The sequence below is a fragment of the Rhizobium sp. BR 314 genome (assembly GCF_047445805.1).
GTDB lineage: Bacteria > Pseudomonadota > Alphaproteobacteria > Rhizobiales > Rhizobiaceae > Rhizobium > Rhizobium lusitanum_B.
Map to the genome: position 1 here is coordinate 97564 of NZ_JARWLA010000003.1, position 26680 is coordinate 124243.

General features: G+C 60.8%; 23 protein-coding genes. 8 read left to right on the plus strand and 15 right to left on the minus strand.

Features of this window, described 5'->3' with window-relative positions:
- Position 1: 1 nt before the first annotated feature.
- The 4 genes from QD461_RS05385 to QD461_RS05400 form a co-directional block, all read right to left on the minus strand.
- Positions 2–1027, minus strand: a complete 1026-nt coding sequence (locus QD461_RS05385) for a Gfo/Idh/MocA family protein (protein WP_414086787.1) — start codon at positions 1025–1027, stop codon at positions 2–4.
- 72 nt (positions 1028–1099) lie between these two features.
- Positions 1100–1948, minus strand: coding sequence for a carbohydrate ABC transporter permease (locus tag QD461_RS05390; RefSeq protein WP_414087070.1), 849 nt, complete (start codon positions 1946–1948; stop codon positions 1100–1102).
- Positions 1949–1976: 28 nt separating this feature from the next.
- Positions 1977–2912, minus strand: coding sequence for a carbohydrate ABC transporter permease (locus tag QD461_RS05395; RefSeq protein WP_210325566.1), 936 nt, complete (start codon positions 2910–2912; stop codon positions 1977–1979).
- A 37-nt stretch (positions 2913–2949) separates the two neighbouring features.
- Positions 2950–4236 carry an ABC transporter substrate-binding protein gene (locus tag QD461_RS05400; protein WP_414086788.1) on the minus strand — a complete coding sequence of 429 codons (1287 nt, stop codon included), beginning with the start codon at positions 4234–4236 and terminating at the stop codon, positions 2950–2952.
- 181 nt (positions 4237–4417) lie between these two features.
- Here QD461_RS05400 and QD461_RS05405 point away from each other — a divergent pair, with 181 nt between their 5' ends.
- The 3 genes from QD461_RS05405 to QD461_RS05415 all read left to right on the plus strand — a co-directional run bounded on the left by QD461_RS05405 (position 4418) and on the right by QD461_RS05415 (position 8163).
- A complete protein-coding gene (locus QD461_RS05405) occupies positions 4418–5113 on the plus strand; it encodes a TetR/AcrR family transcriptional regulator (RefSeq protein ID WP_414086789.1) in 696 nt (231 codons plus the stop codon).
- A 276-nt stretch (positions 5114–5389) separates the two neighbouring features.
- Positions 5390–6811 (plus strand): mandelate racemase, encoded by a 1422-nt coding sequence (locus tag QD461_RS05410; RefSeq protein WP_414086790.1) that lies wholly within the window; start codon positions 5390–5392, stop codon positions 6809–6811.
- A gap of 89 nt (positions 6812–6900) precedes the next feature.
- Positions 6901–8163, plus strand: a complete 1263-nt coding sequence (locus QD461_RS05415; protein ID WP_414086791.1) for a Gfo/Idh/MocA family protein — start codon at positions 6901–6903, stop codon at positions 8161–8163.
- Positions 8164–8212: 49 nt separating this feature from the next.
- Here QD461_RS05415 and QD461_RS05420 read toward each other — a convergent pair whose 3' ends face one another.
- The 4 genes from QD461_RS05420 to QD461_RS05435 all read right to left on the minus strand — a co-directional run bounded on the left by QD461_RS05420 (position 8213) and on the right by QD461_RS05435 (position 12960).
- A complete protein-coding gene (locus QD461_RS05420; RefSeq protein WP_414086792.1) occupies positions 8213–8800 on the minus strand; it encodes a transglycosylase SLT domain-containing protein in 588 nt (195 codons plus the stop codon).
- A 217-nt stretch (positions 8801–9017) separates the two neighbouring features.
- Entirely contained in the window at positions 9018–10043 is a 1026-nt protein-coding gene (locus QD461_RS05425; protein ID WP_414086793.1) for a hydroxyacid dehydrogenase, read from the minus strand.
- The gene (locus QD461_RS05430) at positions 10040–11896 is read right to left on the minus strand and encodes a DUF2264 domain-containing protein (RefSeq protein ID WP_414086794.1); all 1857 of its coding nucleotides are present in this window, start codon (positions 11894–11896) and stop codon (positions 10040–10042) included. Before QD461_RS05430 ends, QD461_RS05425 begins: the two co-directional genes overlap by 4 nt.
- Before the next feature lie 41 nt (positions 11897–11937).
- The gene (locus QD461_RS05435; protein WP_414086795.1) at positions 11938–12960 is read right to left on the minus strand and encodes a LacI family DNA-binding transcriptional regulator; all 1023 of its coding nucleotides are present in this window, start codon (positions 12958–12960) and stop codon (positions 11938–11940) included.
- Between the two features lie 149 nt (positions 12961–13109).
- Here QD461_RS05435 and QD461_RS05440 point away from each other — a divergent pair, with 149 nt between their 5' ends.
- Positions 13110–14408, plus strand: a complete 1299-nt coding sequence (locus tag QD461_RS05440) for an ABC transporter substrate-binding protein (protein ID WP_414086796.1) — start codon at positions 13110–13112, stop codon at positions 14406–14408.
- A gap of 77 nt (positions 14409–14485) precedes the next feature.
- On the opposite strand, the gene QD461_RS05445 is transcribed toward QD461_RS05440, so the two are convergent.
- The 3 genes from QD461_RS05445 to QD461_RS05455 all read right to left on the minus strand — a co-directional run bounded on the left by QD461_RS05445 (position 14486) and on the right by QD461_RS05455 (position 17596).
- On the minus strand, positions 14486–15127 hold the full coding sequence (locus tag QD461_RS05445; RefSeq protein ID WP_414086797.1) for a ThuA domain-containing protein: 642 nt from the start codon (positions 15125–15127) through the stop codon (positions 14486–14488).
- A 24-nt stretch (positions 15128–15151) separates the two neighbouring features.
- On the minus strand, positions 15152–16252 hold the full coding sequence (locus QD461_RS05450) for a Gfo/Idh/MocA family protein (RefSeq protein ID WP_414086798.1): 1101 nt from the start codon (positions 16250–16252) through the stop codon (positions 15152–15154).
- A 141-nt stretch (positions 16253–16393) separates the two neighbouring features.
- The gene (locus QD461_RS05455; protein WP_414086799.1) at positions 16394–17596 is read right to left on the minus strand and encodes an ROK family protein; all 1203 of its coding nucleotides are present in this window, start codon (positions 17594–17596) and stop codon (positions 16394–16396) included.
- Between the two features lie 220 nt (positions 17597–17816).
- Here QD461_RS05455 and QD461_RS05460 point away from each other — a divergent pair, with 220 nt between their 5' ends.
- From QD461_RS05460 to QD461_RS05475, 4 genes are all read left to right on the plus strand, one after another.
- Positions 17817–19118, plus strand: a complete 1302-nt coding sequence (locus QD461_RS05460) for an ABC transporter substrate-binding protein (RefSeq protein ID WP_414086800.1) — start codon at positions 17817–17819, stop codon at positions 19116–19118.
- A 72-nt stretch (positions 19119–19190) separates the two neighbouring features.
- Positions 19191–20129 carry a carbohydrate ABC transporter permease gene (locus tag QD461_RS05465; RefSeq protein WP_414086801.1) on the plus strand — a complete coding sequence of 313 codons (939 nt, stop codon included), beginning with the start codon at positions 19191–19193 and terminating at the stop codon, positions 20127–20129.
- Positions 20122–20970: a carbohydrate ABC transporter permease gene (locus QD461_RS05470; RefSeq protein WP_414086802.1), complete on the plus strand. Its 849-nt coding sequence runs from the start codon at positions 20122–20124 to the stop codon at positions 20968–20970. Before QD461_RS05465 ends, QD461_RS05470 begins: the two co-directional genes overlap by 8 nt.
- Positions 20971–20991: 21 nt before the next feature.
- Complete coding sequence (locus QD461_RS05475) at positions 20992–22062, plus strand: ABC transporter ATP-binding protein (protein WP_414086803.1); 1071 nt, start codon at positions 20992–20994, stop codon at positions 22060–22062.
- On the opposite strand, the gene QD461_RS05480 is transcribed toward QD461_RS05475, so the two are convergent.
- From QD461_RS05480 to QD461_RS05495, 4 genes are all read right to left on the minus strand, one after another.
- Complete coding sequence (locus QD461_RS05480) at positions 22059–22436, minus strand: DUF427 domain-containing protein (RefSeq protein WP_414087071.1); 378 nt, start codon at positions 22434–22436, stop codon at positions 22059–22061. The genes QD461_RS05475 and QD461_RS05480 overlap by 4 nt on opposite strands.
- Before the next feature lie 110 nt (positions 22437–22546).
- A complete protein-coding gene (locus tag QD461_RS05485) occupies positions 22547–23170 on the minus strand; it encodes a TetR/AcrR family transcriptional regulator (RefSeq protein ID WP_414086804.1) in 624 nt (207 codons plus the stop codon).
- A 174-nt stretch (positions 23171–23344) separates the two neighbouring features.
- Positions 23345–25180: a M23 family metallopeptidase gene (locus tag QD461_RS05490; RefSeq protein ID WP_414086805.1), complete on the minus strand. Its 1836-nt coding sequence runs from the start codon at positions 25178–25180 to the stop codon at positions 23345–23347.
- A 132-nt stretch (positions 25181–25312) separates the two neighbouring features.
- The gene (locus QD461_RS05495; protein ID WP_414087072.1) at positions 25313–26662 is read right to left on the minus strand and encodes an Nramp family divalent metal transporter; all 1350 of its coding nucleotides are present in this window, start codon (positions 26660–26662) and stop codon (positions 25313–25315) included.
- Between the last annotated feature and the right edge of the window lie 18 nt (positions 26663–26680).

Sequence of the window (26680 nt, forward strand, 5' to 3'; positions counted from 1 at the left end):
ATTACCTCTGAATGTTCTTGAGCGATGTTGCCTCAGCGAGCGCCTGCGCCTTCAGCGCCAGCTCCATCGCTTTGAAGCAATGTTCCTGACCCATCGCCGTTTCCGTGCGGTCCCTTATGTCGGCGGCAAGCTGGCGGCCGTAGGGGAGGTCGAACCCGGTGCAGTCGATATGCTGCATGCCCTTGCGGTCGGTGAGGAAGAGGTGATCGGTGCCGGGGCGACCGGCGACGTCGATATATTTGCGCAGCTCGATCGTGCCTTCGGTGCCGACGATGAAGAGGCGGCCATCACCCCAGGTGGAAAGCCCGTCCGGCGTGAACCAGTCGACGCGGACATAGCCTGTCACGTCAGGCGTACGCAGGTGGAAGTCGCCATAATCCTGCAGGCCCGGTGTATCGGGATTGGCGCGGTTGGACACCGTTGCCGACAGCACTTCGGCTTCGAGGGAATCTGCGAAAAACAGGAACTGCTCGCATTGATGCGAAGCGATATCGGTGATGATGCCGCCATAGCGCTTGCGGTCGAAGAACCAGTCTGGCCGGGTCGGCTTGCGAAGCCGATGGGGCCCAAGGCCCGTCGTGTGGATGACCTTGCCGATGGCGCCTGCCTTCACCAATTCGCCGGCCTTGACGGTCGATGCCGTCTCGAAATGTTCGGAATAGAGGATGGAGACGATGCGCTTTGTCTCGGCCTGCACCTTTTTGACATCAGCGAGTTGATCCAGCGTCACCATGCCGGGTTTGTCGAGCATCACGTCCTTGCCGTGGCGCATGGCCTCGATTGCAAGGCCGGCGCGCTCGCTGGAGATTGCGGCACTGACGATCAACGCGATCGAACCGTCCTCCAGGATTTCTCTTCTGTCGGCGACGCGTTTCGCTTGCGGGAAACGTCCGGCGAAGACGGCGGCGAGATCGTCCTCCACGGCATGGAAGGCGACGAGTTCGGCGCCGGCCCGCAGCATGACGTTGACCTGGCCGTAGATATGATCGTGATTGAGGCCGATGGCGGCAAAGCGCAGCGCGCTCATGCGACATTTCCTTTCATGGGTTTGTTGGTTCGTAGTCCCAAATCTTGGGCATTCGGGACTGCAGTTTCATAATCAGCGCTTGAGGCCGGCGGTTGCGATGCCGTCGATCAGCAGCCTCTGGAAGAAGAGGAAGATCAGGAAGACCGGGATCAGCGACAGGCTCGACATGGCGAAGAGGCTGCTCCAGTCGGAGCTTCCCGTGGAGTCCACGAAGGAACGCAGGCCGAGCTGCACCGTGTAGGTGTTGATGTCGGAGAGGTAGATCAGCGGTCCGAAGAAGTCGTCCCAGGTCCAGATGAAGGAGAAGATCGCGGCTGTCGCCAGAACGGGAAGCGACAGGGGCAGCATGATGCGCCAGTAGATGCGCCATGCGCTGCAGCCGTCCATCATCGCAGCCTCGTCCAGCTCACGCGGGATGCCACGGAAGAACTGCACCATCAGGAAGATGAAGAAGGCGTCGACGGCCAGGAATTTCGGCACGACGAGCGGCAGCAGCGTCTTCACCCAGCCGAGCTTCAGGAAGAGGATATATTGCGGGATCAGCGTGACGTGATAGGGCAGCATCAACGTGCCGAGCATCAGCGCAAACCAGAAATTCTTGCCCCAGAAGTTCAGCCGCGCGAAGGCATAGGCTGCCAGCGAGCAGGAAATCACATTGCCGATGACCGAAAGCACGGCGATGACGGCCGAGTTCCAGACGAACTTGCCGAAGGTGACCTGGCCGCCGAACCAGCCGCGCGCATAGGCGCTGAAATCGAACTGCGACGGGATCAGCGATGCCGTGCCGAAGATTTCGTTCTGGTCCTTGATCGAGCCGGAGAGCATCCACAGCAGCGGATAGAGCATCACGATCGATGCTGCGATCAGAGCGACATGGATGAGGACGGAGAGGAACCACGGGCGTTCGCGCGGCGGCTTCATGTCCTCGGCAAAATGGGTGAGCTTCGCGTCAGTCATCGTAGTGGACCCAATAACGAGCGGAGAGGAAGGAGAAGGTGGTGAAGATGGCGATGATAATAACCAGAACCCAGGCGAGGGCTGCAGCGTAGCCCATGCGGAAGTAGCCGAAGGCTTCCTGATAGAGGTAGAGCGTGTAGAACAGCGTCGAGTCGATCGGGCCGCCGGTGCCGGACGAAATCACATAGGCCGGTGTGAAGGCCTTGAAGGCGTCAATGGTCTGAACGACGGCGTTGAAGAAGATCACCGGTGTCAGAAGCGGCAGGGTGATCTTGAAGAAGATCCGCACTTTCGAGGCTCCGTCGAGGCTGGCTGCCTCATAGAGATCGGTCGGGATCTGGCGCAGGCCGGCGAGGAAGATGATCATCGGCGAGCCGAACTGCCATATGGCGAGGATCACCAACGTGTAGAGCGAATAATCCGGATTGGAGATCCAGCTCGGCCCGTTGATGCCGAAGACATACCAGAGCAGGGTGTTGACGATGCCGTCGGCATCGAAGATCTGCCGCCACAGCACCGCGATGGCAACACTGGAGCCGAGCAGGGACGGCAGGTAGAAAATGGCGCGGTAGACCGGCAGGCCCTTGATGCCGCGATTGAGCAGCAGCGCCACCAGCAGAGCGAATGTGAGCTTCAGCGGCACGGAACAGACGACGTAGAACAGCGTCACCTTCATCGACGACAGGAACTTGTCGTCCGCCGTCGCGATCCGCACATAGTTGTCGATGCCGACAAGGTTTGGCGACTGGAGCAGATTATAGTCGGTAAAGGAAAGATAGAGCGAGGCGATCGCCGGCCCCAGCGTCAAGCCGAAGAAGCCGATAAACCACGGCAGAAGGAAGAGATAGCCGGGTGCGTTGCGCGCGAAGGCGCCTGGCGCCTTGTAGGCGGTTTCCACGCGCAACGGCGCGCGCGCGCCGACGGCCAAGCCGCCGGCAACGCTCTTGCTGTTTGTACCCACGGTATCAGCCTCGCGTAATGTTTGCTGCTGCCTGTTCGGCGAACTTCGTTCCAGCGTCCTGCGCGCTCGTCTTGCCGAAAGCCACTTCCTCGGCGATCTTCTTCAGCAGGAATGAGTTCTCGCCTGCGCCATTCGGCGGCGATGGCGGCAGTGGTCCGACATGCGGCGTCAGCCGACCGATATAATCGACGACCTGCTTGCTGACAGCATCCAGACCCGGGGTCAGGAGATCGCGGATTTTCGGCGAGGCGGGGACGCCGCGCTCGAGACCAAGCGTCTTCGTGCCCTCCGGATCTTCGACCAGATAATTGACGAAGGCGACGGCGGCATCCTTGTTCGGAGAGGTTGCCGAAACAGACATCAGCATCGAAGGCTTCAGATATTGGCCTGGTTTGCTGTCCGGGCCTGCGACCGGATAGGAGACGATCTCGAGCTTTTCCTTGACCAGGCCCTGAATGGCAACGAACTGGTTGGAATGGGCGTAGCTGATCGCGGCCTTCTTGGTCACGAGCATGTCGGTCTCAAGGGTTAGCTGGTCGAGCGCCTGAACATCGGCCGGCACGCAGGCACCGCTTTTGCGCATATGGCCCCATAAGTCGAACCAGTCGGTAGCGTCCTTGGCTTCGAAGGCGAGCTTGCCGTCTGCGGTATAGAGCGCCTTGCCGTGCTGGCGCAGCCAGCATTCGAAAGCCGGTTCATTGCCGCTTGCATCGCCAGTGCCGTAGAATCCGCGCCGCTTCTTGGCTGCTGTCACCTTGGCGCAGGCATCGCCGATCTGCTCCCATGTCATGGCATCATGCGGCGGCTCGACGCCTGCTTCGGCCCATGCGGCCGAGTTGACGACGACCATGAAGGAATTCACGCCGAGGCTGACGCCGTAGATCTTGTTGTCGACCTTACCGGAATCGATGTTGGCGGCACCGAAATCGTCGATCGCCAGGCTCTTGCCGAGATAGGGCGTCATGTCGAGCAGCGCGCCGCGGCGGGCATATTCGAAGATGTAGCGATAATCCATCTGGATGAGATCGGGCGCATTGCCGCCGCCGGTCTGTGTGGCGAGGCGCGTCCAGTAGCTGTCCCACCCGAAGGATTCGCCGGCGATGGTGATGTCAGGGTTCTTGGCCTGATAGGCCTTCACCGCCGCAAAGGTACGGTCGGCACGCTCCTTCGATCCCCACCAAAGAAGGCGCATCGCGGTTGCCGCATTGGCGCGGGAAAGTCCCATACTGCTTATAGCAAGCGTCGCTGCCATACTGGCAAGCAACTGCCGGCGGTCGATCGTCAACGTCATCCTGGTCTCCTCCCCAGCGAACCGATGATTTACGAACTGCTTTGCATGATATAACTATTTGGTTACAAGTTGGATAGAAACGCGACCGCTGTCAAGCGCCAATCGCATTGCAGTCAAAACGGGGCATGCGAGAGCCGATGGCATCCGTCGTTGAAAGCACCGGTCAGGAAGGAGATCGTCCATGGCAGGCAGGGCGAGACAACAGACTGAAAATAAAGTGCAAATGGATGCTGACAAGGGGGCGGAGAAACGACCGAAGAAGGTGTCGCGCAATCCGCAGCGGACCCAGGAGACGATCCTTGACGCGGCGACGGAAGAATTTGCCGCACATGGTTTCGGCGGTGCCCGGGTAGATGCAATCGCGGCTCGTGCACAGACCAACAAGCGTATGCTCTATCACTATTTCGGCGACAAGGAGGGGCTCTATCTCGCCGTGCTGGAGGCGACCTATGCGACGATCCGCAACGCGGAAAAGCACCTCGATCTCGCGCGCCGTGACCCCGAAGAGGGAATGCGGGAGCTCGCCTTGTTCACCTGGCGGCACTTCCTCGCACACCCCGAGTTTCTAAGCCTGCTTGCCACCGAAAACCTGCGTAAAGCGCATTATCTGCAGCGATCGGAAAAAGTCTCCGCCATGCATTCGCATCTTATCGACGAACTTGCGGACGTGCTGCGCCGTGGCGAGGCGCTCGGCATTTTCCGGCCGGCGGTCGATCCGATCTCCGTCTACCTCACAATCGCGGCGCTTGGTTATTTCTATCTGTCGAACCGTCATACGCTGTCGACGATTTTTGCTCGCAAGCTGACGGCGCCGGATGCGCTGAATGCCTGGGGCGAGCATATTGTTGCCGTGACGCTCGCTTCCATTCGCACATAGACTGCTCGAAATACCGGACTTCCGAGAAATTTCCGAAAGGCGATTGACAAGGCCGGAGGTAACGCGCGATCTTGTAACTATATGGTTACATTGCTTGACTGGCCAAGCATTTGCTTTTCCTGATTCTGAAGGGAATCGGGCATGGAGGAGATAGCGTGAAATCCGTTGGCTGCAATGCGAGCCGGCTGGAGATTTGAAGAACCGCTTCTGCAACGAACGACCCTTCACACCTATGCGAACAGACTTGCCTGACAATCACGGGAGCCGACTAGCATCATGACCGATCCATTGAAAATCAGGCTTGTCGAGGCTGAAGCGTTCGAGCGCCCGGTCAAGCTGCGGCTGCCCTTCCGCTTCGGGGCGGCGACCTTGCGCGAGGCACGGCAGATTTTTCTGCGCGTGCGCATCGAAGATGCGCAGGGATGCTCTGCGGAGGGGATGGCGGCCGAGCTGATGGTGCCGAAGTGGTTCGACAAATCGCCCGAGCTTTCCAATGCCGACAATGAAAACCAGCTGCGCCGTTCGTTGGCGCTGGCACTCGATGCGTTAAGCGGAGCGGGGGCGGGAACGGCTTTCGGCCTGCACTCGGCCGTCGAAACCTCGCATCATGCGCGGGCAGCGGCTGAGAAGCTGAACGGCCTGGTCGCATCTTTCGGCCTGGCGCTTGCAAACCGGGCCATCCTCGATGCGCTCTGCCGGCTGGAAGGCTTGGCGGTTGCGCAGGCGATCAAGGCCAACCGCCCCGGCATCGACGCGTCAACGGCACGTGACCTCACAGGCTTCGACCTCTCCGGCTTCCTGGCGGGTTTGGAGCCGGCGGCGAGCCTTGCTGCCCGCCATACGGTTGGACTTGTCGATGCCATCGTGTCCGGCGATATTCCGGCAAGCGAGCGCCTGAATGACGGGCTGCCGGAGAGCTTCGAGGAGGCGATCGACGCCTATCGCCTGACGTTCTTCAAGGTCAAGGTTTCCGGCGTTGCCGACGCCGATATCGATCGTCTCTGCCGCGTCTCTGCCGTCATAGACGCCAAGGTCCCGGCCTACTCCGTGACGCTTGACGGCAATGAGCAGTTTTCATCCGCCGAGGCGGTTGCCGATCTGCTGGCCCGGGTGAAAGAGGAGCCGAGATTGGCACGCTTTGCCGGTTCTATCCTGTTCGTCGAGCAGCCGATTGCCCGCGCCTATGCCTTCGGGAGGCCGGTCAAGGCGCTTGCCGGTTTCAAGCCGGTGGAAATCGACGAATCCGACGCCGATATCGATGCTTTCGTTACGGCAAGGGCGCTCGGCTATACCGGGATCTCCTCGAAATCGTGCAAAGGGTTCTATCGCTCGCTATTGAACCGGGCGCGCGTTGCCAAATGGAGTGCTGAGGATGGCATTCCCTATTTCATGTCGGCTGAGGACCTGACCACGCAGGGTGGCCTTGCCGTGCAGCAGGATCTGGCGCTCGCCTCGCTAATCGGCATGACGCACATCGAGCGCAACGGGCATCACTATGTCGACGGCATGGCCGGCGCGCCTGAAGCCGAGCAGGAGGCTTTTGCCAAGGCTCATTCCGATCTCTATCGCGTCAGCAATGGCCGCACGCGGCTGCGGATCGAGGCCGGGCAGCTTGCCATCGGCTCCGTCATCGGCGCCGTCGGTCTCGGCTCTTCGGTCTCGCCGGACTGGGAGGCGATGGAGAGGTCGCCGACTTAGAGCTTTGATCAAAGTTATAGGCGCCTCGCTGAGATAAATTCAGGCCGCCAAGGCCTCATCATCGCTGTTTGCAGATTCTGGAGGAGCAGATGCAGTCATCGAAGAAACGTTACGTCCTGGTCGGCACAGGCAATCGCGGGGCGACCATGTGGGGCAAGGAGCTGGTCGAGGGCTGGAGTGATGAGGTCGAGCTTGTCGCCGTCTGCGATCTCAATGCCATGCGCGCGAAGCGAGCGCTGGAATATATCGGCGCATCGGTGCCTGTTTATACCGAATTCGACGCGCTGTTGCGGACGGAAAAGCCGGATCTCGTCATCGTCTGCACCCGCGATTCCACCCATGACGATCTGATCGTCAAGGCGATGGAAGCGGGGGCCAATGTCATCAGCGAGAAGCCGATGACGACGACCGTCGACAAGATCAAGCGCATCCTCGATGCCGAGGCGCGCACGGGAAAGCGGCTGGATATTTCTTTCAACTACCGTTTTGCGCCGACCTCGGCGAAAATCAAGGAGTTGATCAATTCCGGCGTCATCGGCGACGTCACGTCAGTCGATTTCCATTGGTATCTCGACACCAGCCACGGCGCCGACTATTTCCGCCGCTGGCATGCCTTCACGGAAAATTCAGGCAGCCTCTTCGTTCACAAGGCGACACACCATTTCGATCTTTTGAACTGGTATCTGGATTCCGACCCGGAAACGGTCGCCGCCTTTGCCGATCTCAAGCATTACGGCCGCAAGGGACCGTTCCGCGGCGAGCGCTGTCGTACCTGTCGGTATAAGGGCGAGTGCAACTATTATCTCGACATCAGCGCCACGCCGCTGCTCGAAAGCCTCTACGAGGATCCGTCGACCGTCGACGGCTATGTGCGCGACGCCTGCGTCTTCCGCGAGGATATCGATATCCCCGATACGATGGTCGCCTCGATCCGCTATCGCAACGGCGTCAACGTCTCCTATTCCCTCAATACCTATATGCCGATCGAGGGACATCATATCGCCTTCAATGGCCATAAGGGGCGCATCGAGCTGCGCCAATACGAGAAGCAGAAGTGGACGACGCCGCCTGCCGACGAGATCGTCGTCATGAAGAACTTCGGCGATGTCGAGCGCATTTGGGTGCCGCATTCGTCCGGCGGCCATTATGGCGGCGACGACCGGCTGCGCGACATGCTGCTACGCTCGGGGCCGAACGATGAGCTCAAGCAGCGTGCGGGATCGCGGGCGGGGGCACTGTCAGTCTTGTGTGGCATCGCTGCCTTGCAGAGCAGCCGCACGGGCCAGCAAGTATCCGTCGCCGACATATGGGGCGCGGATGGTGGCCTCAATCTGCTGGAGTCGCGGCCTTAAGGTCGCGGCTCATCGATCTCAGGGGAGCTTTGTCCTGAAGGCGTCGGGATCAGCTGCAGCGGGGAAGCTGCTGCGCATAGATTCTCGTCATGCCGTTGAAGCGCTTGGCGCCGGCCAGCGCGGTTGAATTGCCGCGCCACGATCCCTGAAGGTAGCCCTTGGCGCCCGAATAATAGGCGAGGTAGAGGTCGTAGGAATCGTTCAGGGGAATGCCGGTCTGCAGGTGCGTCTGGTAGTGATACCAGCCGACGAAATCGATGGCATCGGCGAAATCGGTGCGGCTTGCGCCCCAGTTGCCCGTTTCACGCTTGTATTTGTCCCAGGTGCCGTCGAGCGCCTGCGAATAGCCATAGGCCGTCGTCGGGCGCTTCCAGGGAATGAAGCCGAGCAGGTAGCGCCTCGGCGGGCGGGCGCGCGGCCGGAAGCCGGATTCGGTGTAGATGGTTGCCATCAGGATGGGTACGGGCACGCCGTATTTGCGCTGCGTGCGGTCCGCGGCTCGCTGCCAGTTGTTGAACCAGCCGTCGCGCTGATCGAAGATCGCGCAGATGTTGCGGGTATGATGGGGTGCGGTCGCACAGCCCGCGAGCACGCCGAGCAGCATTACGGCCAGAATGGAAAGGACGCGGGTACGCATTACTAGAACCTCTTCATTGCTGCGCCGCGCGTCTTCCGGGCGCGCAAAGGACGCAGCAACAACTTTGTTGGCGCATGATCCTTTGCGAAAAATTCGAAGCCGAACTTTTGCGGTCATGCGCATGGAGATTGCTAGCGCGGAATGATTAAAAACGGGTTGTTCGCCTGTGCCGAAATGGGGCGATTTCAGGGAGTTTTCGTGGATCTGCTGCGGCGCGTCATGCCATGCGCGCCATGTCCTCGCGGCGGATTTCGTAGAGCAGCGGTTTGCCTTCAATGAAGCGAATGGCTTCGTCGACCGCCATCTCGCCGAGGCGGGTCCGTTCCAATCCGACGGCGCCGGCAATATGCGGCGTCAGGAAGACGTTCGGCAGGTCATAGAAGGCCGAAGCCGCCTCCGGAATTTCCGGATCGGTAACGTCGATGATCGCGTCGATACGGCCGGTTTGCAATATCGCGATCAGGGCCGTTTCATCGACCAAAGCGCCGCGTGCCGTATTTATGAACGTCGCTCCTTGCTTCATTAGCGAAAGGCGGTACGCGTCGATCATGTGTCGTGTTGCGGGCAAGGAGGGCGCATGCAGCGAAACGATGTCGGCCGATGCCATCAAGCCGTCCAGTTCGGTCTTCTCGACACCCATTTGGGCGGCTTCTGCGTCGCTGACCATGGGGTCGTAAAGCAGGACGCGATAGTTGAAGGGCGACAGAAGCTCAATCACCCGGCGACCGATCCGCGAGGCGCCGATGATGCCCACCGTGCGGCGATAGTTGCCGATGGCGTCCGCCTGCATCGCCAATGTCCGCGCGCGATTGCGGTCGGCAACGTAAAAGTCACGGAACTGAAAGACTTTCTTGCCGGCGAAGATGATGGCGGCAAGCGTAAATTCGGCAACCGGCAGCGCATTGGCTTGCGCCGCATGGCTGACCAATATGCCCCGATCGAACAGGCTTTCCCCGAGCAGACCCTTCACCGTGCCGGCGGCATGGACGACCAGCTTCAGGCGCGGTGCGCGAGCCAGTGCGGCAACCTCTATCGTCGGAGCGCCCCAGCCGGTGATCAGGATCTCGGTTTCTGCCAGAAGCTTCGTCGCGCGCTCGTCGTCGAAGCGTTGCATCGGCGCCGCATCGAGCACGCGGCCGACAGTATCGAGGCGCTGAATGAGCGTATCCGGGAGGACATGCTGCGTGCGCGATGGCTGCATGGCAAGGGCGATGGCCGGACGACCGGAGGCAAGTTGCGTCATGGCAGGCGCCCGGGGGCCTCGATGGCGCTGACTGAGATGCCCTTATTCTGAATAAGGGCGCGCAGGGCATCGATGTCGGGTTTGGCCGGTGGTCTGGTCCAGGCGTGATCGAAAGTTGCGGGATCCTTCTCCGCAAGCACTGCGGAGACGAGAATGGTCTCTCCTGCCGGAATGGTGCCGCGCAGCTGCGGCACAAGCGTCTTGGAAGCGATGAGGTTGGTGTTCGGCGGAGCCTTCTGCGCCAAGCCCTCGCGCCTGATCGTCGAGCCGAGGTCGATAATGCCGGTGAAGTCCTCTTCGCCGATGGCGTAAGCAGAGCCGGTTACGGATGAGAGCGTATCGGCTTCGAGATCGCGTCGCGCAATGGCAAAGCCGCCTTCCGCAGTCTGCAGCGGCCGCGGCGTGCCGATTCGATGCAGGCGAATGTGCCACGGAGCGGCGGGGACGAGCCATGTCTCCACGGTCACATCCGGATAGGGCGACCACTTGGCATAGAGCGTATCGCCGGCGAGCTTGGCTTCCTCGTTGGTTTCGCGCACACGGTAATGCAGGCCGTCGTCGCTGAAGGCGAGCATGCTGTCGAAGGCGCCGCCGGCGAAGATGCGTTCATCGCTTTCGACACTGAAGCCGTAGCGGGCGGAATAGGCGAATTTCGAATACTTCTCGGCGCCGAAGCGCATCTGCTGGTTTTCCTGGCCGGAAGAAAGCGCGACGATATCGGCCTTGCTGCGCATCAGCACCATGCCGGGATGCTTTTGCGGGATGATAGCCGGCTCATTTTCCGGTGACTTCTCTTTTGCCGTCCAGAATGGATGTGTTTCCGGGATTGCCAGCGGCAGGAATGCCTTGAAGGCCCAATAGGGCGAGCCGGCGGAATTGTAGTTCTCCGACATCAGCAGATTGGGATAGGCAAAACCGATCGGCAGGGTGCCATCGCGATGGGCAATCGGCTTGTCAGCCCACCAGCGCAAGTGTCGGAGGCACAGCCCCTTGACCTCACCCCATGGCAGCGCCTCGACATCGGCAAAGGCAAGCGCCGACCAGAAGCCGGCGCAGGCGAAACGGTAGGTCAGGCTGCGGCCGAAGGGGATGGTAGCGCCATCGGGCGCAAACCAATGGCGGAAATCCCTCGCGAACAACATTGCGCGTTCGCGATAGCGTTTGGCGCGGTCGTCATCTACGAGCTTCGAATAGATCAGCCCGTAAAAATGCATGGCGAAGGGAATGTAATGGTCGATGCGTCGAACATCGCCGTCGCGATACCAGCCGTCGGCGATGTAGAAGCCGTCGAGTTCGTTCAGGTATCTTTCCGTCAGGCTGCGGTCGAAGGAGGCGCCGAGCCGGTCGAGCGCGATATCGACGAAGATGCGGAAGAATTTCCAGTTGTTATCGGCGTAATCGAAGGTGCGGGCGTGCTTGAGATAGGTGATGAGATTGTCGCGCGCGCGCTGATCGAGCGGCTCCCAGATCTTTTCCGGTACGAGGGCGAGCGCGAAGCCGAGGGCTGCGAGTTCGACCATGCGCTGGTCGCGGCCGTTCACCGTTCCCCAATATTCCGGGTGCTTGGGGTCGACGCCGCTGGCGAGGCCTTCGGCATAGCGGTTCCAATGCTGGAAGTCGCCGCCGCCAGCTCCGAGCGGCGCAAGGCCCCATAGCGGGCGGGCGAAGCCCTCGAGGTCGGCCGCCGCCCGATCGAAATGCGCCCCGGCGCCATCAATGCGAACGCGGGCATTGCCTTCGGAAAAATAGGGCAGCAACGGGTCGAAAAGGTCGGTCAGCGCGCGCCGCATATCGGCGAGATTTGCAAGTGGGTTGCCGGCGAGCGGATTGGAACTGACGGGGGCATAGATCATCGTTTCGGCTTTCTCGATCGTTTCCGCGGCGGGATTGGGCTTCAGGTTTCGGGTGGTAATGTGCCGCCGACGATCGGTAGGACGCCGTGGCAGATCTGGCGGGCCGGCGCCTCGCGATCGCGGAAGCGGGCGATCATCAGGCCGATCGCTTCGCGGCCGAGAGCGGCGCGGTCGACGCGCATCGTTGCCAGCCGGGGATTGGTCATCAGGGCGCACGGCAGGTCGTCGAAGCCAACGATGGCGAAATCTTCCGGTACACGCAGGCCCGCCTCGATCGCCGCGTCGAGCACGCCGACGGCGATGAAATCGTTCATGCAGAAGGCCGCGGTGTAGCCTTCGCCGGCATCCAGGATCGCCGCGGTCGTGTCATGGGCTTCCTGGCTGGAACTGCCACGGAAATTCATCGGCACGATGCGGCCTTCTGCGCCTTCGACCGACGCGATCGCTGCCTCGAAACCGCGGATGCGCTCGCGGATCGTCTGACGATGCGAGCCGGTCAGATGCAGGATGCGGCGGTGGCCGGCATCGAGCAGGCGTCGGGTCGCGTTATAAGCGCCGAAGAAATTCGAGGGCGAAACACCATCGAAACGTAGCTTCGGGTCTGTGCCGTTGACGAGCACGGTCGGTGTGCGGCTTGCATCGAGCCACCGGCATAAGTCTTCAGAAGGGTCTATGCCGACGAGAAAGAGGCCTTCGGCGCCGGCGGTTTGCAGATATTCCTTCACCAGCTCCGGCTCCGTCCTTGCCTCACGCACGAGGCGGATATCGAAGCGCATGCCGCGCTCGGCAGCACCGGCCCGCAAGCCTTCCAGTATGCCCTCGTAGAAGACGCTCAAGCCGCCGGTGACGCTGTCGCTGGCAATCAGCGCCAGGCTGCCGGTTGTTGTCTCCGCCGCGGTTTTCAACGGATAACCGAGGTCGCTCGCCACCTTGAAGATATGCTGGCGGATCGTCTCGCTGATGCCGGGCTCATTGGTGAGGACCCGCGACACTGTCGAGACGGAGACGCCGGCCGCGGTGGCAATATCGGCCTGTCTGATGCGTTTGGTGCGAAAATCGTTCATGTGCAAAGGTTATGCAAAATCATGCAAATTTGCAATAGAAAGATTTTTTATTGCATGATGCAATGAAGTTGCATATCTTCGCCGCACTACATCCGCAGAGGCGTCGGGGAGATCGCCGTGGATGACAACGCAAGAGAAGGAGGAATCTCATGCGCATGAATCGCCGTTCATTCATGATTGGAGCTGCGGGAACCGCGGCTGGCCTCGCCTTCGGGGGAGGAGCGTTGCCGGCATTTGCTGATGCCACGCAGCTACGCGCCATGTGGTGGGGCTCGCCCGATCGCGGCAAGCGCACTGTCGCGGTTGCCGAACTGTTTCACAGCAAGAATCCCGATCTTTCCGTCGTCGGTGAAAGTCTCGGCGGCGACGGCTATTGGGCCAAGCTCGCGACAAGTATGGCAAGCCAGAATATTGCCGATATCTTCCAGCTCGAGCCGAGCACCATTTCGGATTATTCGCAGCGCGGCGCCTGCCTTCCGCTCGATCAGTTCGTGCCCTCGACGTTGAAGGTCAATACGTTCGGCAAGGACATGCTGAAGCTGACGACGGTCAACGACAAGCTCTATGGCGTCGGCCTCGGCCTCAACTCATTCACGCTCCTTTACGACGAGGAGATCTTCAAGAAAACGGGGCTGACGCCGCCCGGTCCGACGACGACCTGGGCTGAATATGCCGATCTCGCCGTCGAGATGACCAAGGCCGCCGGCAAGCGGGCCTATTGGGGCGGTCCCTACGGCGCGCGTTATAACTATGTGCTCGACGCGTGGATGCGCCAGCGTGGCAAAAGCCTCTTCACCAAGGAAGGTGAGCTCGGCTTCGGCGTCGATGACGCCAAGGAATGGTATTCCTACTGGGAAGAGCTGCGCAAGCGCGGCGGCACGGTGCCGCCGGATGTGCAGACGCTCGATCAAAACGTCATCGAAAGCAACTGCCTGGCGCTCGGCAAGTCCGCCATGGGCATGGCCTATTCCAACCAGCTCGTCGGCTATCAGCTCGTGGTCAAGAGCAAGCTGGCGATCACCATGTTGCCGCGCGAAAAGAAGGATGGCCCTTCCGGTCACTACTATCGTCCGGCATTGATCTGGAGCGTCGGCGCCACGAGCAAGAACGGCGAAGCGGCGGCGAAATTCATCGATTTCTTCGTCAATGACATCGAGGCCGGCAAGATTCTCGGCGTCGAGCGTGGCGTGCCGATGTCTCCGAGCGTACGCGCAGCGATCCTGCCGCAGCTCAATCCGACGGAGCAATTGACGGTGAAATATGTCGAGCTGCTGAAAGACCAGGTGGGCGATTATCCGCCGCCTGCCCCGATGGGGTCTCAGGAATTCGACGGCAATGTGATGCGGCCCGTTGCCGATCAGCTTGCCTTCGGCAAGATCACCGTCGCGGAAGCCGCGCAGAAGCTGGTGGATGAAGGTAAGGCGAAGCTGAAGCTCAAGAAGAGCTGAGTGGGAGTCGATCCAGTTTTCTCACTTGAGGGGGCACTAGCGCCCCCTCTTAAATTGCGCCGTCAGCTTCTCAATCTTTACCGCGCGGCCCAGTTGGCGCCGCGGCGGAAGATGGTCTTCATCTGCGGCACGGCGAATTCCTTGGCCTGGTGGCCGAGCGATGAATAGAAGACGCGGCCCTTGCCGTATTTGCGCTTCCAGGCAACCGGCATGACGACGCCGTCGATCCAGTAGGCATGGTCGCCGGTGAAGGTCGTGGTGGCCAGCACCTCGTTCGACGGGTCGACATGCATGTAATATTGCTCCGACGTGTAGGGGAAATCGGTGATCCCCTCCATGATCGGGTCGTCCGGCCGCGTGATTTTGACCTTGTAGTCGATGATATTGCCGGGATGGGCGACCCACTGGCCGCCGATGATGAACTGATATTCGACGCTTTCGCGGAACGAGTCGCCCGCGCCGCCGTGATAGCCGGCGATGCCGACGCCGCTTTCGATCGCATCGGCAAGGTTCTTCACCTCTTCCTTCTCGATCTTCGACATGGTGACGATCGGCACGATCAGGCTGAGGTCGTGGATCGAAGGATCGGCGAAGGCCTCGGTGCTGTTTTCGAGGTAGACCTTGAAGCCGTCCTCCTCCAGCATGTCGCGGATGATATGGGCGCATTCCTGCGGCTCGTGGCCGCTCCAGCCGCCCCAGACGATAAGTGCTTCACGCATGATGATCCTCCTGAAATTACTTTGTTAGCGGCCGATCTGCCCATCCACTAGGGATTCGGACAGAGGGGCGGGACGCTCGGTTTGCGTCGTGATGGTGACCGTGCGCCCGCTGTCGGAGGCGGTCTGGAAGGCTTCCATGACTTCGAGCACATGCAGCGCGAGGCTGCCGTTGGCGCGGTGCGGACGGTTGGAGCGGATGGCGTGCGCCATGTCGGCGACGCCGAGCGAGCGGTAATTGCCGTCGGCATAGGGGGCGGTGATCTCACGCTCGGCAAATTCGCCACCCTTCTTGAGGAACTCCACCGGGCCGCCGAACCGGTTGGGGTCGGGCACGATCAGCGTGCCTTCAGTGCCGTAGACTTCGAGCGGCACATGCTTGTGGCCGGCGACATCGAAACTCATGCCGATCTGGACGACGGCGCCATTGGCAAAGGCCATGACGCCGGCAACATGCGTCGGCACATGCACGGGAATGTGCTCGCCGTTGCGCGGCTCGCTGGTGATGATGCGCTCCTTGCGCGGCGTCACCGCAAAGCCGGCGACCTGGGAGACGGGGCCGAGCAGATTGACGAGGTCGGTGATGTAGTAGGGACCCATATCGAGCATCGGGCCGCCGCCGACTTCGTAATAGAAAGCCGGATTCGGATGCCAGCGCTCGTGGCCGGGGCACATAAAGGTAGCTGTGCCGCCGACCGGGATGCCAATCGCGCCTTCGTCGATGAGGGCGCGGGCTGTCTGGTGGCCGCCGCCGAGGAAAGTATCGGGTGCTGCGCCGATGCGCAGACCCTTGGCGGCTGCCGCATCGGCAAGCTTCTTGCCTTCGGCGAAATTGATGCCGAGCGGCTTTTCCGAATAGGTGTGTTTGCCGGCGTCCAATGCCTGAAGACCGACGGCGACGTGCGCCTTCGGAATGGTGAGGTTGACGATGATCTCGATCGAGGGATCGGCCAACAGGGAGACTATATCAACCGCTTCCAGGCCGAATTCGGCGGCTTTCGCCTCAGCGAGTTCGCGATTGAGGTCGGCGACACCTTTGATGTCGAGAATGGGAAAGGATTTCATGGCGGTGAGATAGGCGCCGGAAATGTTTCCGCAGCCGATAATGCCGATGCCGACCTTGTTCATAGATTTCCTCCGAATGCATTGTCTTTGCTGTACCGGAGCGGTTCAGTGCCTCACGGAAACGCTGAGCTGCTCCATCCTGTTGTTTCGACGCAATTCCGAACGGAAAACCGCTGCGCAGTTTTCCTGGCATTGCTCCGGGGATCAAAGGGCCGGCGCTGGCCCCGTCGTTCCCCACGGCGATTCGTAGAGTTCGCGCAGCGCGACGACCGCGGCGCCCTGTGCCCAGGTCTCGTCGGTCGACTGGTCGAACACCAGTTCCGTCACGCCCTTGATCGATGGCGGGATGGCTAGCGAATAGGCCTCCCGCAGGCTGTCGAGGAAGGGCTGGCCGAGCGCCAGGCTCGAGCCCACTAGAATTACGCGCGGCGGGGCAAACAGCGTGACGATATTGGCAAGTGCCATGCCGCAGGCCTCGCCGGCGCGGATGGCCGAGCCGATCAATGTGTTGTCTTCGGCATCGATCAGCGTCTTGGCGTGGGCCATTCCGCGGCCGAGGCGGATGGCTTCGGCGAAGCGGCCGCTCGGCTGGTCGCCAAGAATGGCGCTTTCGCCGGCGAGACTCGCCAGTCGGATGATGCCCTGCGGACCCATGCCGAGCACGAGATCGCCGAGATTGTGGCTGAGGCCACCGGCACCGCGAAAGAGCTGGCCGCCATGCAGCACGCCAAGCCCCAGAGTCTGCTCCAGCGACACCAGCACCATGTCGTCGAGGTCTCTGGCCTGACCGAACCAATGATGCGCGAGCGTGATCGCGTGTGCGTCGCTTTCGACGATGGTGGTGACGCCGAGCCGCTCCGACATTTCCTTGGCGAAATCGATGCCTGTCTCGCGGAAGATCGGGCTGGTGCGGATATGGCCGGTGCGGTGTTCGATGACGCCGGGCAGGCCGAGACAGACGGAATCGATCTCGTCGAGAGCTAGGTTGGCATCGACGACGCAGCGGCGCACGCCATCCTCGATAAGATCGGCAATGACGCCGATCGGTTGCCGGTCGACGCGCAGTGCCAGCGTCAGCGTGGACAGAACCTCGCCGCAAAAGTCCGTCACGACGAAGACCATGCGGTTGGCGGCGATTTTCGCGCCGACGACGCGCGCGGCATCGGGATTAAGCTCCAGCATGACGCGGGGGCGGCCGCGGGTCGCCGCTTCACGCAGGTCGCCTTCGGTGCGGGCCAGTATCAGCCCGTCGTCCAGCAGCGAAGCTGTGATAGCCGACACTGTGGTGGTCGAAAGCTGGGTGCGGTCGCTGATTTCGATACGTGCGATGGAGCCCGCTCGCCGGATGGTATCCAGCACATTGAAGCGGTTTATCGCCCGCATAAGCTCGGGATCTGCTGTTTTCATGAGATTGGTGCCGAATGACGAACCCGCTCGGCTGCGGCCTGGTATTTTTATCGGAATGCGAATTAAATAACCTATGGTCGTTGCCCAATGTCAAGCCATTTTGCAGTCAATCTGCCAAAAATTTGGATGTGGCGGTTGACATTTCGCCAAAGCTCCGCTGAATTATTCCGCATAAGGGAAAAAATATTGAGGTTCTTGGTTCCCTTGGGAGGAGAAAATCATGATCCATCTACGTGGGGCGAAAGCCCTTCGCATTGCCGCTATTGCCGCGACGAGCGGGCTGGCGATTCTGGCCGGCGTCACGAGCGCTGCCGCCGAGACCACCGTGAAGTGGCTGCATCTTGAGGCCAATCCGGCTTACGTCGCCATCTGGCGCAAGATCGCCGACGAATATCAGGCCAAGCATCCCGGCACGAAGATCGAGATGCAGTTCCTGGCCAACGAGGCCTTCAAGGCCAAGCTGCCGACGCTTCTGCAATCGAAGGACGCTCCGGATCTGTTCTACAGCTGGGGCGGCGGCGTGCTGAAGCAGCAGCAGCAGACCGGCACACTGCTCGACCTGACCTCAGCCATGGATGCCAAAGACGGCGCCTGGAAGAAGAGCTACAATCAGGCCGCGATCAAGGGCCTGACCTTCGATGGCAAGATCAGCGCCGTGCCCTATCAGATGGGCACCGTTTCCTTCTTCTATAACAAGGCCCTCTTCGCCAAGGCCGGTGTCGATGCCGACGCCATCAAGACCTGGGACGACTATCTGAACGCGGTCAAAAAGATCAAGGCAGCCGGCATCGTGCCGATCGCGGGCGGCGGCGGCGAGAAGTGGCCGATCCACTTCTACTGGAGCTACCTCGTCATGCGCGACGGCGGCCAGCAGGTGTTCAACGATGCCAAGAACGGCAAGGGCAAAGGCTTCAACGATCCGGCCATCATCAAGGCCGGCGAGCAGCTGGCCGAACTCGGTAAACTCGATCCGTTCCAGCCCGGCTATCTCGGCGCCACATGGCCGCAGACGCTTGGTGTCTTCGGCGATGGCAAGGCTGCAATGATCCTCAGCTTCGAGACGACCGTAGCTACGCAGCGCGTCAATTCCGGCGATGGCAAGGGCCTCTCGGACGACAATATCGGCCGCTTCGCCTTCCCGGCCGTAACAGGCGGCGCCGGCGCTCCTACAGATACGCTCGGCGGTCTGAACGGTTGGGCCGTTACCAAGAAGGCCCCGCCTGAGACCCTCGATTTCCTTGCCTATCTGACGAATTCCGAGAATGAGCGCACCATCGCACAGGCCGGTTTGATCATTCCTGTCGCTGATGGCGCGCAGGATGGCATCAAGTCGCCGCTGATGCGTGGAGCCGCCGATCAGCTGGCGCATTCGACCTGGCATCAGAACTTCTTCGACCAGGATCTCGGTCCGTCGGTTGGCCGCGTCGTCAACGACATTTCCGTCGGTATCGCCTCCGGCCAGATCACGCCGAAGGATGGCGCACAGCAGGTCCAGGACGCCTTCGAACAGGACCAGCTCTAGCGGCATCCGGCGCCGGCCACTCCCTTGTGCCGGCGCCGGTTTTTCTTTGAACTGCAATCGTCGAGACCGCCCATGACCGATGTCAGCGCTACGACCGCTATCCCCTCCGTCGCAAGAGCAAGGCCCGCTGCAAAGCGAAAATCGCCGGCCGCGCGCGGCCGTATGCCGGTTATCCTGCTGTTCCTACCGCCGGCCGTTCTGCTTTTCACCATCTTCGTCATCCTACCGATGGGGGAAGCCGCCTGGTACAGCCTTTATCGCTGGAACGGCTACGGCCTGCCGACGGAGTTTGTAGGCCTGCGCAATTTCCAGGTTCTCTTCAAGAACGATGCCTTCCTGACGTCGCTAAAGAACAATGCGCTGATCATTCTGGTGTCGATCGCCATCCAGGTGCCGCTTGCCATCTGGCTGGCGACCATGCTGGCAAACCGTATTCGCGGCGTCGTGCTTTTCCGGCTGATTTTCTTCCTGCCTTACGTGCTGGCCGAAGTGGCGGCAGGCCTCATCTGGCGCTTCGTCTATGATGGCGATTATGGCCTGTTTGCTGCGCTCGCGCATTTCCTCGGCACCCCTACCCCTTACGTGCTCGCCGACAAGGATCTGGCGATGTACGCCGTGCTCGGCGTGATCGTCTGGAAATATTTCGGCTTTCACATGATGCTGTTCATCGCTGGCATGCAGTCGCTGGACAAGAGCGTGCTGGAGGCGGCCGAGATTGACGGCGCCACCGGCTGGCAAAAATTCCGCTACGTGACGCTGCCGCTGCTCGGTTCGACGCTGCGTCTCTCCGTTTTCTTCGCGGTTGTCGGATCGCTGCAGCTCTTCGACATGATCATGCCGCTCACGGGCGGTGGCCCGTTCAACTCAACCCAGACGATGGTGACCTTCCTCTACAATTTCGGCGTCACCCGCATGCAGGTCGGCCTCGGCAGCGCCGTCGGCGTCGTGCTGTTCGTGATCTGCGTCACCCTCGCCTTCGGCTACAAACGGATCTTTATGCGCAATGACTGATATGGCCTCATCCGTTCGACTGACCACCGGCACGAAGATCTATCTCTATGTGTCGCTGACCATCATTGCCGCCATCGTGCTGATCCCGCTTTTGACGACCGCGCTCGGTGGCTTCAAGACGCTCGGTGATCTCCGCACCAATCCCTTCGGCCTGCCGGCCGAGTGGCATTTCGAGAATTACACCAGCATTCTCTTTGGCGACCGCTATTGGCGGCAGATGATGAATTCGTTGATCATCGCCGTACTCACCGTGTTTCTAACGCTGTCGGTCTCGGCCATGGCAGCCTTCGCCTTCGCGCATGTGAAATTCTTCGGCTCGAACTTCCTGCTGAACTACTTCCTGATCGGTCTGATGTTTCCGGCGGCCACCGCCATCCTGCCGCTCTTCATCCGCATCCGCGATCTCGGCTTGCTCAATACCTATTGGGGCGTGGTGCTGCCGCAGGTGGCTTTCGGTCTCGGTATGAGTATCCTGCTCTTCCGAAATTATTTTCGAAACCTTCCGGAAGAATTGTTCCAGGCCGCCTTTGTCGATGGCTGCGGCTATATCCGCTTCTTCTGGCATATCTCGTTGCCGCTTTCGCGGCCGATCATCGCGACCGTCAGCATCATCTCCTTCGTCGGCAGTTGGAACAGCTACATTCTGCCGCTGATCATGCTGAATTCGGATTCGATCTATCCCTGGCCGCTCGGCATGATGGTCTATAGCGGCGAATTCGGCACGGAATGGGAGTTGGTGCTCGCTTTTATCACGCTCACCATCCTGCCCACCATCATCGTCTTCTTCCTGGCGCAGAAGCACATCATTGCCGGCCTCACCGCCGGCGCCGTGAAATCCTGAGCCTTACTGGAGCAAAAGAGCATGGCATCCGTCGAACTGCACAACATCCATAAGGCCTATGGGGCGCTCACCGTCATCCACGATATCTCGCTTTCGATCGAGGATGGCGAGTTCATCGCGCTCGTCGGCCCTTCCGGCTGCGGCAAGTCCACGCTGCTGCGCATGATCGCAGGATTGGAGGAAATCACCGATGGCGACGTGTCGATCGGCGGACAGGTGGTCAACGCCATGACGCCACGCGAGCGGAACATCGCCATGGTCTTTCAGTCCTACGCGCTCTATCCGCACATGACGGTCGCGGAGAATATGGGCTTCAACCTGAAGCTCTCCGGCGAGACGAAGCAGGCAATCGAGCAGCGGGTCAATGAAGCCGCACGCATGCTCGATCTCACCAAGCTGCTCGACCGCAAGCCGGCGCAGCTTTCCGGCGGTCAGCGCCAGCGCGTCGCCATGGGCCGCGCCATCGTGCGCAATCCTGCCGTCTTCCTGTTCGACGAGCCGCTCTCCAATCTCGATGCGAAGCTGCGCGTGCAGATGCGCTCCGAAATCAAGGCGCTGCATCAGAAGGTACAGACCACTTCGATCTATGTGACCCACGACCAGATCGAGGCCATGACGCTTGCCGACCGTATTGTCGTGCTGAACCAGGGGCGGATCGAGCAGGAGGGCACGCCGATCGAGCTCTACCGCAAGCCGGCCAATCTCTTCGTCGCCGGCTTCATCGGTTCACCGGCCATGAATTTCCTCGATGGCGTGGTGGAAGGCGTCGAAGGCGCACCTACCGTGCGGCTGAAGGACAGTACGCCGGTGCGGATTGCCGACGAGCGCAAGGTAAAGGCGGGCCAGAGCGTGAAGATCGGTCTGAGGCCCGAGCATCTGAGCCTTGCCAATGGCGGTTCGCCGCTCAGCGGCCAGACGCTGCTTGTGGAGCCGACCGGCGCGCAGACGCATGTGTTGTTCGACCTTGCCGGCGAGCAGGTGACGGCCGTTGTCGATGGCGAAGCGCCGGTGCGCTATGGCCAACCGCTGAATGTTTCAGTCAGCCCCGAGCAGGTTTACGTCTTCGACGCCTCAAGTGGCCTAGCTCTTTAGGTAACGATGTCGATGGCGTCGACTCGATCCGGATAGAAGGCCATGTATTCCTTGATCTGGCTGACGGAGGCATAGGGATTTTCATAGCTCCAGATGGCGTTCACCGAGCGCTCGCCGCCGGCCGGGATGCTGTAATAAGAGCATTCGCCCTTGTAGGGGCAGTAGGTCTCGTGGCTGGTCTTCTGCAGCGATGTCAGGTCGACATCCTCTCGGGGAATGTAGATCACTGCGGGATAGGACGCTTCCTTGAGCGATAATGCGTTGCGCGTATCGGCGATCACCTTGCCGGCGACGGAAACGGTGACATGCGCATCTTTCCGGTCGATGGTGATGGGATGATCCGGACCGGGAATCTTGACGGGCTTTTCCGACATCATGAGCCTCTTGGGTGAAGGGTCAGACAAATGCAGATGACGCCGCATCGGTGCCTAACAATCTGCGTTCGAAAAGGGATATAGGAAGCCTGGCGGCGATTATCAGGGCTCTAGTGCGAATCCGTCTTCGGCGCCCGCCAGCGCAACCCGTCCATCAACAGCCCTACGAGCCGGCGGGCGCGATCGTGCCATTCCGGCGAGTTGGGCATGGAATAGGTGCCCGAGAGTGCGTGCAGCACATCGGTGCTGTCGACATCGGTGCGGATCGAGCCTGCATCCACGGCCCGCTCAATCAGGCCGGAAAGTGCCACCGGCACTTTGCCGTAGCTATCGGCAAAGAGCTTGGAATTGCTGTTGAGGAGGATGCGAAGGCTGTCGGCCATGCCGCGTTTCGTGGCGATGTATCCGACGAAGCGATGCATCCATTCTTCTAGCGCATGATCGGGCGCGAGCCGGGACGCGAGCTCTTCCGCGGCATCGCAGAGCGCTTCGACTTCGTGACGATAGACGGCTTCGACCAGATGTTCCCGGCTGGGGAAATGGCGGTAGAGCGTCCCGATCCCGACATCGGCTTGCCGGGCGATATCCTCAAGCGAGGCGGCAGTGCCGTGGCTAGCAAAGGCCTGAGCGGCAACCTCGATCAACCGGTCATGGTTGCGGCGCGCATCGGCACGAGGGCGCCGGCTGTGGTTCGGTGCCGTATCCTTGTGTTCCGGCAATGGCTTGCGCGCCAATCTCTGCTCCTTGCGGGCTCCCGCATGAATACACCCGGCAACCCGCCACATGGCAGGCGACGGCACCTTCTCTCTGTCCCTACCGGAGGAGTGTTACCGCATTCGGTATCAAGGCGCCATTGCCGCCTGCACGGGTGAGGGATGCGCATATATGGATGGAGGTTCTAAGCAGCCTTACCGCGACGGGGCGCCGAAGTGGTTCGGTCCGAAACTCGGGCCCAGGCTTGCCCCTTGTCCGAAGCTGACAAAGGGCTGCGACGGAGCGCTACGCGCTGCCGGAACATCGAGATAGCTCATGATGTTTTCGACGTGGCTGACCTGCGAGCGCAGGCTGTCGAGCGACTTGCCGGTCAGATTGGTGCCGGCCGGCAGTTGCGCCGTCAGCGGGTTTTCATAGCGGCCGTTGACGCGCAGTTCGTAGTAAAGGTGTGGGCCTGTCGAATAGCCTGTCGAGCCGACATAGGCGATGACCTGGCCCTGGCTGACGCGCTGACCGACGCGCAGATCCGACGGCGTTGCCGAAATATGGGCATAGGTGGTCTCGTAGCCGCCATCGTGGCGAATGCGGACATATTTGCCGTAGCCGGTTTCCCAGGAGATCTTTTCGACGATGCCGTCGCCAGCGGCCTGGATCGGGCTGCCCATCGGCGCGCGGAAGTCTACGCCGTTGTGGAATTTCTTCACGCCGAGAATGGGGTGGACGCGCCAGGCAAAGCCGTCGCCGAGCGTACCGTTCGGCACGGGGCGATGCACCAGCGATTTGGCGATCGAATGGCCGCCTTCGTCATAAAATTCCGACGGGCCTTCGCCACCGTTCTTATGCAGATAGAAGCGATGCGTATCGCCATCGGCATGGAATTCGATGAACATCAATTCGCTCTTGCCATCCTCCGCCTTGCGGAAGAGCAAGTCGACGCTGTCAGGCGCGTCTTCGATGCTGGTAAGGGAAATGCCCTTGGCTTTGGCGAGCTTGACGAGCTGCGAAGCGCATTCCTTGGTCAGCCCCGCTCTCTCGAGCTTCGCGGCGACCGTTGCCTCATCGCTATCGTCGATATTCTTGAGATCGACGGCGGCGATTTCCGAAGATGCCGGCGCGTCGGCCTGGCTTTCGCTATAGAGCGTCGAAAACAGCCGGTCATTGGCCATCGGAACGAAGCTGTCCGCGTCGTCGCGGGCAACGACCCGTTCCGGCGTCTTGTCGCCGCTCAGGCGAGCCATGACCAGCTTGGGTCGAGCGCCGGGGCTCTTCTTTTCCAGCAGCAGTTCCAGGCTGTCGCCGGGGGAAATCGCATCGGTTTCCAGTGCGCGCTGCAGCTCGTCGCCGGCATCGCTACCCAAACCGGCAGATGCCAGAATATCCTGAAGGTCCTGCTTGTCCTTCGGCATGGAGACGAGCCGGCGGAATTCGCGGCCTGGCTCTCCGGTCGTTGCCCGCGAAACGCTGACGTTCAGCGGCACGCCGCGAACCGGGAAACGTGAGCGGCGCACCGCGTCGTAATGCGTGGCTTGTGGATAGATGCCGTGGCGCATATCCGACAGCGTGGTCGGAGCGAAGGCAATCTCCCGAGGGCGCTCCTGGCTGTAGGAAGCATTAATGGGGCCGGCGCTGGCGCGAGCGTTTGTGGAGTCGTCGGACTTAAACACCAGGGTCGTGCGGTGATAGGTGAAGATGCGGGTTTCGCCGCTCGAGACCTTCTCCGCCACCTGCGCGAAGCGCGCGCCATCGAAACGCTGCTTGGCGGCGAGGCGGGTGCTTTTGTGCATTGCGGGTTGAGACTGCACCAGCTGGGCAGTGCGCACGGGCACCGCCTGTTCGATGCCATGACGCGCCAAGAGCGGATAGAGCACGGTGGCGAGCAGGCCGCAGGACGCGGTGCCCGCCAAACCGATGGCGATCAGATGGCGCAGATGCGCGGAACGAGGCAGAAAAGGAATATGAAAATCGTGATGAGGCCGCGCCTGAATTGCAGCTTCTGCAGGAAATTGAACGCGCAATGGACTTTCGGCCATGAAGTGAGGAACCCTGCAGATTGCGGTGGGCCCAAACTAGGGCAAATGATGGCAAAATCTAGGCAAATATTACGAGTCTGTTAATTGCCGTGATCGTCCACAGGTCCAGATTCGCGCGTTCCTAGTGATTCGTCAACTGAAGATGGTGTCGTAGAGCAGCTTGAAGTTCAGCGCAAGGATGATTGCCGCAACCAGCCAGGAGAGGACTGCAACGCTCCTGGAGGCGACGAAACTGCCCATTTTTTCGCGATTCGTCACGAACTGGACGAGCGGAATGACTGCGAAGGGCAGTTGCATGGATAAGATGACCTGGCTGAGAACGAGTAGATTCGCCGTGCCTTTTTCACCATAAATTGCAGTCACAAATACAACCGGAATAATTGCAAGACCGCGCGTTAAAAGTCGTCTTGCCCAGTGCGGAATGCGCAGGCGGAGGAAGCCTTCCATCACAATCTGGCCCGCAAGCGTCGCAGTTACGGTCGAATTGAGGCCGGATGCGAGTAGCGCGATCGCAAAGAGGGTGGAGGCGATGCCGAGGCCGAGTAGCGGCGAAAGCAGCTCGTAGGCCTGGTCGATTTCGGCGACATCAGAGTGACCACTATTGTGGAAGGCTGCGGCCGCAACGATCAGGATCGCGGCATTGACGAACAGCGCCAGCATTAGCGCCACAGTGCTGTCGATCGTCGCCCATTTGATGGCGTCGCGGCGGCCTTCGTCGTCGCGCTTGTAGGCGCGGGTCTGCACGATCGAGGAATGCAGGTAGAGGTTATGCGGCATGACGGTCGCGCCGATGATGCCCATGGCGATGTAGAGCATCGCGGGATTGGCGACGATCTCAGGAGAAGGGATGAAGCCGTCGAGAATGGCGGCGACCGGCGGTGCGGCCGCGGCGATCTGCACGGCAAAGCAGCTGGCGATGACGATCAGCAGCGCAATCACGAAGGCTTCGAGATAGCGAAAGCCCTTGTTCATCAAAAGCAGCAGCAGGAACGTGTCGAGCGCCGTGATGAGCGCGCCGGCGATCAGCGGAATTCCGAAAAGCAGTTGTAGGGCGATCGCCGTGCCGATGACCTCGGCAAGGTCGCAGGCGATGATCGCGAGTTCGCAGACAAACCAGAGAGCCAGATTGACCGGTCGCGGATAATGATCGCGGCAAGCCTGGGCGAGATCGCGGCCGGTGACGATGCCGAGCCTTGCCGACAGCGCCTGCAGCAGGATCGCCATCAGGTTGGACAGCATAATGACGGCAAGAAGTGTGTAGCCGAACTGCGCGCCGCCCGCGAGGTCCGTCGCCCAATTGCCGGGATCCATATAGCCGACGGAGATCATGTAGCCCGGTCCGATGAAGGCGAGCAGACGCCGTATCCAGCTGCCGCCATGCGGCACTCTAATCGTGGCGTTGACCTCAGGAAGGCTGGGGCGAACGCTGTCCCCGGCATCGGCGAATTTCCATGCGCGTTCCTGCGCGGCGGCTTCCTGCATTGGTGTCATGACGTCTCC